This window comes from Thermodesulfovibrionales bacterium, from assembly GCA_026417875.1.
Taxonomy (GTDB): Bacteria; Nitrospirota; Thermodesulfovibrionia; order Thermodesulfovibrionales; family CALJEL01; genus CALJEL01.
In genome coordinates this window covers 1-6,764 of the sequence record JAOACK010000073.1, presented here as the reverse complement: position 1 = coordinate 6,764, position 6,764 = coordinate 1, and the positions used below count along the sequence as shown (strand labels likewise).

Genomic DNA, 6,764 nt, shown 5'->3' with positions numbered 1-6,764 from the left:
ATCTCATACTTACCCTTTCCATCAAGATTCAGTTCTACGGTTATATCAGTCTCTGTCGTCTTTCTCTTTATCTCTGATTTTCTCATAAAACCTCCTTGAGGGCTTTTAGAAATGCCCTGTTCTCATCAGGTTTTCCAACAGTTACCCTCAGACAATCTGGAATAACTCCCGTTAGATTCTTTATTAATATACCCTTTTGCAGTAGCTTTCTGTAAATCCTTTCTGCCCTGTCAACCCTGAATAATATAAAATTGGCATCAGACTGGTATACCATTATCTGGTTTATCTTTCTCATCTCTCTTATCAGCCATTCTCTTTCTGATACTATCTTCTTTATAATGGCTTTAAAGAATTCTCTTTTTTTTAATGCCTGTATTGCGATATTCTGGGTGAGGGCATTCACATTGTAAGGCAATCTCGCCTTGTTCAGCTCGCTGATAATCTCCCTGTTTCCAATAACAAAGCCCAGCCTTATTCCAGCAAGCCCGATCTTTGAGAGGGTTCTCATGACAAGGAGATTTTTGTATCTCTCTGTGTAAGGTACAAATCCATTACCATTCTTGGCATAGGGCTGGTATGCCTCATCAATTACTACCAGTGACCCTGAATTTTTAATAATGCTCAGGATCTTATCCTTTGAAAAGGAATTTCCAGTCGGATTATTTGGAGAGCTTAAAAAAATAATACCAGGTTTTTCTTTCTTTATTGTATTTTTAAAATCTTCAAAGGGAATATCAAAATTTTCATCAAGCGCTATCTCTATTGTCTTCTGTCCCAGTACCCTGCCAATAATTCCGTACATGCTGAATGTGGGTACAGGGTACAGGACAGGTCCTCCTGCTACAGAGATAAGATAATATATCAGCTCATCAGAGCCATTGCCATGAAGAATATTTTCCGGCTTCACTGCCCAGAGTCTGGCAAGCTCTTTTCTTAGTTTCTTTGCTTCTGGATCAGGATACCTGTTAAGCTCAATGCCCTCGAAGCATAAAGACCTGAAGGGGCTGTACGGGCATTCATTGGCATCAAGCTTTATCCTTGCCCTTATGACCTCTGGCCTGTATCCTTCAAGATCCAGGATTTCTTTACGGATTAAAGAAGCGATATATTTTCTGTCCATATTCTCATAATTTGAATTCTCTTTATGAAATTTCTAAAAAAATATCTATGATTTAAAAACCTACAAACATAAACAATTGCTAAACTTTTTACATTCACTGGACATAAATAATCTATATTAAAAGGGTAGCCTTGAAATTTTTCAGAAGCTTCTTTCAGGGTATCACCTTGTTAAGCTGGTATTCTACTATACCTGTAGCACCAGCTTTTTTGAGTCTCGGTATAAGGTCCCTGACTAGTTTTTCATCTATAACCACATCAAGGTCATACCAGCCCTTTTCTGTAAGCTCTGCAATTGTTGGTGCGTGCATGGCAGGCAGGTGTGATAAAACTGCCTTCAGGTCCTTCTCATGAACATTCATCTTCAATCCAACCTTATCCTCTGCAGCAAGTGCGCCCTGAAGAAGAAGGCATATATTCTCCATCTTTTCTCTTTTCCAGTGATCCTTCCATGCCTGTTTGTTTGCTATAAACCTTGTAGTGGATTCAAGGATGGTCTCAACAATTCTCAAATTATTAGCCCTGAGGGATGTACCTGTCTCTGTCAGCTCCACAATTGCATCAGCAAGATAGGGTGGTTTTATCTCTGTGGCCCCCCAGGAGAAATCAACCTGAGCTTCAATACCTTTTGATTTTAGAAATCTCTTCGTGAAATTAACGAGCTCTGTTGCTATTCTTTTACCACTTAAATCTTTAAGTGTCTTTATCTTTGAGTCCATTGGTACTGCCACAACCCATCTAACAGGCCTGAAACCTTCCTTTGCGTATCTTAGTTCAGCAACCTCCCTGACATCAGCATTACTGTCCAGTATCCAGTCAAGACCTGTAAGACCACAATCAAGCACTCCATCCTCCACATATCTTGCCATCTCCTGGGCCCTTATGAGCATGGATTCTATCTCGGGGTCATCAAACTGTGGATAATAAGACCTTGGAGATACATCTATTCTGTATCCGGCCTTTCTGAAAAGTTTTAATGTGGATTCCTGAAGACTTCCTTTAGGAAGACCGAGCTTTAAAACCCTTTTCTTTTTTTCTGAACTCATGGGACCTCCCTGATAGATTTAAAATTTATCTGGCAGCCATTTTTTCTAATGTCTTATCAATTATAATAGATGCAATCTCTTCCTTTGGTAAGAGTTCTGTCGGGATTACAGAATTTTTATCTATAATTAAAACCCTGTTTGTATCAGCATCAAAACCTGCTCCCTGCTCCATTACATTATTAAGAACGATCATATCAAGTCCTTTATGGGTAAGCTTTTCCCTTGCCTTCTCTACGTCTTCTGATGTCTCAGCAGCAAAACCAACAAGGAAGGGTTTCTCTGGCAATCTTCCTATTTCTCCTATTATATCAGGTGTTGGCTGGAGTTCCAGAAGCAAGGTGCTTTTATCTCCCTGGCCGGTTCTCCTTATCTTCTCAGCCTCTTTCTTACAGGTAAAATCAGCGGGTGCTCCAGCCATAAATACCATATCCACATTAGATATGACCGACATTATAGCATCCCTCATCTCACCTGTCGTCTCTACCTTTATAATATTTACTCCATAGGGTGGTCTTATGGATACAGGACCGCTCACAATTGTTACATCTGCTCCTCTCTTCCTTGCAACCTTTGCAAGGGCAAATCCCATCTTCCCGGATGACCTGTTAGAAATAAATCTGACAGGATCAATGTACTCCCTCGTCGGACCTGCAGTAACAAGAACCCTGAACCCTTTTAAATCCTTTTCTGTAAGAAGACTCTCAATTTCATCCATTATATCTTCAATATCTGACATCCTTCCGTATCCTTCTTCTCCACAACAGAGCTGTCCTGCTTCAGGCCCTATAAAATTCACACCCCTTGTTTTAAGCCTTGTTATATTCTCCTGTACAGCAGGGTTTTCATACATCCTCCAGTTCATGGCTGGAGCAATCAGAACTTTTGAGTTAGCCATTGCAAGAAATACTGTGGAGAGAAGGTCGTCAGCAATGCCTGAAGCAAATTTACCTATTATGTTTGCTGTTGCAGGTGCAACTACAAGTAGATCTGCAGTCTGAGCAAGCTCAATATGAGCCATAGGACTCTGGAAGGTGTTGGTATAAACCTTTCTGCCTGTGACAGACTCCATTAGAAGGGGATTAATGAATTTTGAGGCAGAAAGAGTAAGAATGGATTCAACTGCGGCGCCAGCCTGGGTAAGCCTTCTTGCAAGTTCTACTGTTCTGTAGACTGCTATGCTTCCTGAGAGACCGAGGAGGACATTCTTATTCTTCAATATCCTTCTGTCTCTCATTGGAAAAGAGTTCTGAAAGGTCCCTGCTTTCCTCCTCCTTACCATGAAGATAGACCTTGAGGTCTTTTTCAAGTTCCTTTATATCAGCAGGTACCCTTCTACGCTCCTCAAGGAGTTTTCTGTAATCAAACTTCCTCTCCTCCTCCCTTGCCCTGGCTGCCTCTTCACCTACGATGTATTCAAGTTTTCCCTCAAGAGCCTCTTCAAGAGCTATTGTGGTTACCTTCTTTGATTTTGTCTGTATCTTTTTCTTTGCACCAAGAGAGAGTTCTTTAGCCCTCTGGGCTGCAATATTTACAAGCCTGAACCTGCTGTCTATCTTTGATTTGTCAATCTCAATGGGAAGAGATATTATATCCATAAAGATACCTCCTTTATTTATACAACGGGATAAAATTTATTTAAGAAATCAGGGTCAAATCTTTCAACCTTCAATCTCTCACTGATTATAATAGACCTGAGGTCACTTATAGCCTTTTCAAGATTGTCATTTATTATAACATAATTATAAAAATAATACTCCTTCATCTCATCAAAGGCTCTCCTTAGTCTCAATTCAAGGTTTTCTGCCCCTCTGGAATAGAGTCTCTTCTTTAATTCTTCAAAAGAAGGAGGCATTATAAATACGAGGACTGCCTCAGGATAAAGGACCTTTATCTGTTTTGCACCCTGCACATCTATATCAAGCAGGACATCTATGTTTCTTTCCATAAGGTCATCTATAGTCTTTCTTGATGTGCCGTAGTAATTACCGTGAACTACAGCCCACTCAGCAAACTCTCCTCTATCTATCATTTCTTTGAAATCCTTTTCACTGACAAAATAATAATCAACTCCATTGACTTCTCCCTCTCTCGGCTTTCTTGTGGTATAGGATATGGAAAAGGCTATCCTCTCGAGACTTTTAAGAACTGCGCTGCAGAGTGTTGTCTTGCCTGCTCCTGAAGGAGCTGATACAACTATGAGATTGCCTCTCAATTTCATCTTTATATACGGGACTAACTCCCGCCTGAAGCCTCCTCTCTGTAAGCATAGTCATTATCACTTGGTTGTTCAACTATATCTCCGGAAAATCTCTGTGTGATGGTCTCTGTCTGGAGTGCTGAAAGGATTACATGGTCGCTGTCGGTTATTATTATTGCACGTGTCTTCCTGCCCTCTGTTGCATCAATGAGTTTGCCCTTTTTCTTGGCCTCCTCTCTCAATCTTTTCATAGGCGATGAATCCGGGGAAACAATTGCAACCACTCTCTGAGCTGATACAACATTTCCAAAACCTATATTAACAAGTATGTGTCCTGCACCTTTTTTCATACCTTCACCTCCAACCATTTCTGCATCATTCTATGTTCTGCACCTGCTCCCTTAGTCTCTCTATCTCTGTCTTTGCCTCTATAACAAGAGTACGGAGCTCTGAATTAGTGGATTTAGCTCCTATGGTGTTAAACTCTCTCAGTATCTCCTGAATGATAAAATCGAGTCTTTTACCAACAGCTTCCTTAAATTCCATTGCTTTTTTAAATTGAGAAATATGGCTCTCTATCCTCTCAATCTCTTCTGCAATATCCATCCTTTCAAGTACCGAGGTGACTATACCAGGCGAAGAAAGCAAGAATTGCAAGATCTCTTCTTTTCTTTCTTCACTGATACTATCTATATTAAATTCTTTAAAAACCTCCCTCAATCTTTCCTTCAGTTTTCTCCGTCCTTCTTCAAAGACCTGATTCTGGAGAGATTTTATTTTATCATTGATTCGATCTATTTTTTCAATCCTTCCTTGAATCTCTCTTTTCAGAATCTCTCCTTCCTCAAGCCTCATGGATTTCAGGTTACTCATTGCCTCATCGAGGAGTTCCAGGAGCTCATTCTCGTCATAATTGTAAGGAACTTCTGTCAGTACGTCCCTTAAATTAAGAACCAGTGATAAGCCCTGAGGCTCCACACCCCTCAGCTCTTCGATAAGATTAAGAAGTAATTGCCTGTTAAGTTTATAATTAGAAGGTGGTTCTGTGACAGTTATGATAATATCAATCTTCCCCCTTGAAAACCTAGATTTAACCCTCTCCCTCATTCTGGGTTCTGACGGATAAAAAAGGGGATTCATCCTGAAATTTATCTCAAGGAATCTGTGATTTAATGACCTTACCTCAATCCTGAGATTGCCCCTCTCCGAGGCTCCGTATCCTGTCATGCTTTCCATTTCTGGATTTCTCGTCAGATTCTGAATTCTGCTTTACCAGATCAGGATACCGGCATATCCAACAACCTGGTCATAATCACCGCTTATCTCTCCTGAGGTCATATATTTGATAAGCTCTGCTTCCCTTGCACCTAGCCTTCTGGAGGCAAAAAGTGTACATGTGGCAGGTATATATCCGCACATTGAAATCCTCTCTTCCTTTACAGTGTGATAGAGACCCTCCGCATCAAGAGCAAGTATCTTCTGAATGGCCTTTTTGTCCTTCTGCCTGGCAACTGTATCAGAGACATAATGGCTCATATCACTGGATGCAATAATAACTGCATCGAGCTTTAATTCACTAATTAGATCTCCCAGAACCTCTCCAAAGGCTCTGCATTCCTCGAGGTTAAGGGGACCGAGAACAACAGGCACTATCTCCGGAAGCTCTCTTCCTTCCTGATGGGCCCTATAAGCAATGAAGGGAAGCTGCACCTCTAGGGAATGTTCAAAAAGATGTGCCTTTACATCAGCACTTACAAGGTCAGACCTTCTAATAATCTCACGGGCAATATCTGAATTTATCCTGAATCTTCCTGTTGGTATGGTCCATTCTCCCTCTGTCATTATTGAAGCAATAGAACCGAGACCTGTATGATTGGGTCCAAGAAGAAAAAATATATTGGGTAAAATTATCTTTGAGTAGAGAGCACCAGCCACATATCCTGAATACATAAGACCGGCATGAGGAGATATAGCTGCAATAACCCTCTTAGGTGTTAAAGCAGGCATCATCTGCTCCACCATTGAGTTAAGTCTTGAAGGACTATCAGGATAAAACTGACCCGCCACTGCCGGAGACCTGAGCATCAGAAATCCTCCTCTCCCTCTTCAATAATCGGCCTGTCTGTATAAGGGAAAAATCTCGTACAGTGAGAAAGGAATGTGAGTTTTACAGTTACGCCAGCAGGTCCGTTCCTCTGTTTTGCTATATTGACCTCAGCAATGCCCTTTTCAGGTGAGTTCTTGTTGTACTGATCATCCCTGTATAAAAAAAGTATAACATCAGCGTCCTGTTCAATAGCACCCGATTCTCTTAGGTCAGCGAGGGTGGGGCGTTTGTCCACCCGCTGCTCAACTGCCCTGTTGAGCTGACTTAGGGCAATGACCGGCACATCAAGTTCCTT

Annotated in this window: 9 protein-coding genes; all 9 read right to left on the bottom strand. The window is 41.1% G+C overall.

Annotated features, from left to right (window positions below; genetic code table 11):
- Window positions 1-82: 82 nt before the first annotated feature.
- Window positions 83-1,120 (bottom strand): histidinol-phosphate transaminase, encoded by a 1,038-nt coding sequence (hisC, locus tag N2257_09930; GenBank protein ID MCX7794701.1) that lies wholly within the window; start codon window positions 1,118-1,120, stop codon window positions 83-85.
- Window positions 1,121-1,274: 154 nt separating this feature from the next.
- A complete protein-coding gene (gene hisG, locus N2257_09925; GenBank protein MCX7794700.1) occupies window positions 1,275-2,165 on the bottom strand; it encodes an ATP phosphoribosyltransferase in 891 nt (296 codons plus the stop codon).
- A gap of 25 nt (window positions 2,166-2,190) precedes the next feature.
- On the bottom strand, window positions 2,191-3,399 hold the full coding sequence (coaBC, locus tag N2257_09920) for a bifunctional phosphopantothenoylcysteine decarboxylase/phosphopantothenate--cysteine ligase CoaBC (protein ID MCX7794699.1): 1,209 nt from the start codon (window positions 3,397-3,399) through the stop codon (window positions 2,191-2,193).
- On the bottom strand, window positions 3,371-3,760 hold the full coding sequence (gene rpoZ, locus N2257_09915; GenBank protein MCX7794698.1) for a DNA-directed RNA polymerase subunit omega: 390 nt from the start codon (window positions 3,758-3,760) through the stop codon (window positions 3,371-3,373). The genes coaBC and rpoZ overlap by 29 nt, the downstream gene beginning before the upstream one ends.
- 17 nt (window positions 3,761-3,777) lie before the next feature.
- A complete protein-coding gene (gene gmk / locus N2257_09910; protein MCX7794697.1) occupies window positions 3,778-4,383 on the bottom strand; it encodes a guanylate kinase in 606 nt (201 codons plus the stop codon).
- A 14-nt stretch (window positions 4,384-4,397) separates the two neighbouring features.
- Window positions 4,398-4,712, bottom strand: coding sequence for a DUF370 domain-containing protein (locus N2257_09905; GenBank protein ID MCX7794696.1), 315 nt, complete (start codon window positions 4,710-4,712; stop codon window positions 4,398-4,400).
- Between the two features lie 25 nt (window positions 4,713-4,737).
- Complete coding sequence (locus tag N2257_09900; protein MCX7794695.1) at window positions 4,738-5,598, bottom strand: YicC family protein; 861 nt, start codon at window positions 5,596-5,598, stop codon at window positions 4,738-4,740.
- A gap of 33 nt (window positions 5,599-5,631) precedes the next feature.
- Window positions 5,632-6,447 carry an AmmeMemoRadiSam system protein B gene (gene amrB / locus N2257_09895; protein ID MCX7794694.1) on the bottom strand — a complete coding sequence of 272 codons (816 nt, stop codon included), beginning with the start codon at window positions 6,445-6,447 and terminating at the stop codon, window positions 5,632-5,634.
- On the bottom strand, window positions 6,447-6,764 hold a 318-nt coding region (locus N2257_09890; protein MCX7794693.1), incomplete at its 5' end, for a DnaB-like helicase C-terminal domain-containing protein. The genes amrB and N2257_09890, both read right to left, overlap by 1 nt.

Bases quoted from the DNA above. Each gene is read 5' to 3' on its own strand.
- N2257_09905 (MCX7794696.1), bottom strand. From the start codon at position 4,712: ATGAAAAAAGGTGCAGGACACATACTTGTTAATATAGGTTTTGGAAAT.
- N2257_09900 (MCX7794695.1), bottom strand. From the start codon at position 5,598: ATGGAAAGCATGACAGGATACGGAGCCTCGGAGAGGGGCAATCTCAGG.
- amrB (MCX7794694.1), bottom strand. From the start codon at position 6,447: ATGCTCAGGTCTCCGGCAGTGGCGGGTCAGTTTTATCCTGATAGTCCT.
- gmk (MCX7794697.1), bottom strand. From the start codon at position 4,383: ATGAAATTGAGAGGCAATCTCATAGTTGTATCAGCTCCTTCAGGAGCA.
- hisC (MCX7794701.1), bottom strand. From the start codon at position 1,120: ATGGACAGAAAATATATCGCTTCTTTAATCCGTAAAGAAATCCTGGAT.
- hisG (MCX7794700.1), bottom strand. From the start codon at position 2,165: ATGAGTTCAGAAAAAAAGAAAAGGGTTTTAAAGCTCGGTCTTCCTAAA.
- coaBC (MCX7794699.1), bottom strand. From the start codon at position 3,399: ATGAGAGACAGAAGGATATTGAAGAATAAGAATGTCCTCCTCGGTCTC.
- rpoZ (MCX7794698.1), bottom strand. From the start codon at position 3,760: ATGGATATAATATCTCTTCCCATTGAGATTGACAAATCAAAGATAGAC.